Below are 2,084 nucleotides of genomic sequence, written 5' to 3'. Positions count from 1 at the left end.
GATGGCCGAGTTTCCACCGGGTGGCCTTGAGGTCGCTGTCGAGGTCGGGGAGATCGCGTCCGGGCGGGGCGACGTACGCCAGCGCGCCGACGCCATGCTGGATTCACTGCGGCGGCTCGTTCCGTTCCAGGCCGCCGTGATCAACGTGCTCGATCCGCGGCACCGGGTCAACGTGCCGGTGGTCAGCAGGGGCTACGACGACGCCACATGCGGGTTCATCACCAGCCGCGCCAACACCGACGAGATCGAATTGCTCGGCCTCACCCGGTCGCGCTCGGCCATGCGGCTGAGCGACCTGGCGGTCCCGCGCGAACAGATACGCGGCTGGGCCGAGTACCTGCAGCCGGCCGGATTCCGGGAAGGTCTCGGTGTCGGCCTGTTCACCTCCGACGGCCGTCACCTGGGCCTACTGGGCATGAACACCGACACCGCCGCACATCCGACCGAGGCCTCCCGTGACCTGATCGGCATGCTCGCCCCTCTGATCGCCAACGCGATCGACCCGATACGGTCGATCATGAAGGTGGCCGAGATCGTCGGCGACGCCGAAGCCGGGATCATGCTCACCGGCGGCGGCGACCCGCAACCACTGCCCGGCCTGCCGGCACACCCACTGCTCGACCCCGGTTCGGACGTGATCGACGTCGCGGCCGAACGGGTGGCCAATGATTACGCCTACGGCTCGTTCCTGTTCCCCTACACGGCCGACGACACACCACACGTCCACGTTCGGATCACGGTACTGACCGGCCCGCACGACCCGCCGCACCCGCCGACCGCGGTGGTCCTCGTCTCCCCCCAGGGCGACCTGCACGGACTCACTCCGCGGGAACTGGAGATCCTCGGCCTGCTCGTCGAGGGCTGGCCCAACTCACGCATCGCCGACGACATCTTCGTCACCCGACGCACGGTCAACGCCCACGTCGAACACATCCTGACCAAACTCCACGCCGCGACGCGCACCCTGGCGGCCGCCCGCGCGATCCGCTTCGGCCTGTACGTACCCCGACCGCATCGCAGCTCCTGCGCGTAGGGTTGCCGCCCGACCATCCCGGGAATCCTTCAGGACAGGCGTGGACGACCCGGGGAACGTGGACGACGCGGGGAACGGAGAGTCGGATTGCGTGAGCTTCCGCCCGCAGGGTTGCGGGCCGCCATCGAGATCACGCAGATCGTGTCCATGCCCGGTGGAATCGACCAGCGGGCCGAGGCGTTGCTGGAGCCGCTGCGCCAGGTCGTCCCGTTCGAGGGGGCCTGGATCTCCCTGCTCGACCCGGACCGTCTCGAGCAACCGCCTCTGGTCAGCTACGGCTACCCGGCCGGGCTGGTCCGGTACATGAGCGGCCCGGCCGGTGTGGCGGAAATCGAACTCCTCGGCCTGAACCGCAACAGCGGGGCAACCCGGCTGGCCGACCTGTCCGTTCCCCTTGACGAGGTGCGGTCCTGGGCGGAGTACCTGGCACCGGCGGGCTTCCGAGGCGGGCTGGCGGCCGCACTGTTCACCCCGGACGGCCGCTACCTCGGGATGCTCGGCCTGAACACCGACACCGCCGAGCACCCGACCGAAGCCGCCCGCGATCTGATCGGGGCACTCGCAACCACCATCGCGCAGGCGATCGACCCGATGCGGGCAATCGGCGCGGCCGTCCGGATCGTCCGCAACGCGCAGGCCGCGGTCGTGCTGACCCGCGCCGGTCAGACCCTTCCGCTGGACGGCATGCCCCGGCACCGGTTGCTGGCCCCCGGCTCGGCCGTCCTCGCCGTCGCGGCCGACCACCTGGCCGACAACGTCGAGTCCGCCACGTTTGTCTGCCCCGACGGCGGACACCGCCTCGCACGCATCACCGTGCTCTCGTGCGCCAGACAGCCAGCGCGGCATCTGGCCGGCGTCCTGGTCGTGTCACCCCCCGGCAACCTGCACGGGCTCACCACCAGCGACCTGGAGATCCTCGGCCTCCTGGTCGAAGACTGGCCGGTCCCACGTATCGGCGCCACCCTCGATCTCCCGCTTCCCACCGCCGCCGACCGCGTCGAGCACATCCTGACGAAACTCACCGCCTCCTCCCGGACCGTTGCCGTCCTGC

At 70.2% G+C, this 2,084-nt stretch carries 2 protein-coding genes; both read left to right on the top strand.

Annotation, left to right across the window (positions count from 1 at the left end):
- Positions 1 to 1,033 (top strand): LuxR C-terminal-related transcriptional regulator (locus tag Vau01_RS62880; RefSeq protein ID WP_204015417.1); only part of this gene is annotated, 1,033 nt, incomplete at its 5' end.
- Between the two features lie 87 nt (positions 1,034 to 1,120).
- Positions 1,121 to 2,084 (top strand): GAF domain-containing protein (locus Vau01_RS62875; protein WP_204015415.1); only part of this gene is annotated, 964 nt, incomplete at its 3' end.

Origin of the sequence: Virgisporangium aurantiacum, from assembly GCF_016863635.1 — a bacterium.
Classification (GTDB): domain Bacteria; phylum Actinomycetota; class Actinomycetes; order Mycobacteriales; family Micromonosporaceae; genus Virgisporangium; species Virgisporangium aurantiacum.
Note: the sequence above shows the minus strand (reverse complement) of the source record. Positions and strands in the feature narration are given on the sequence as shown.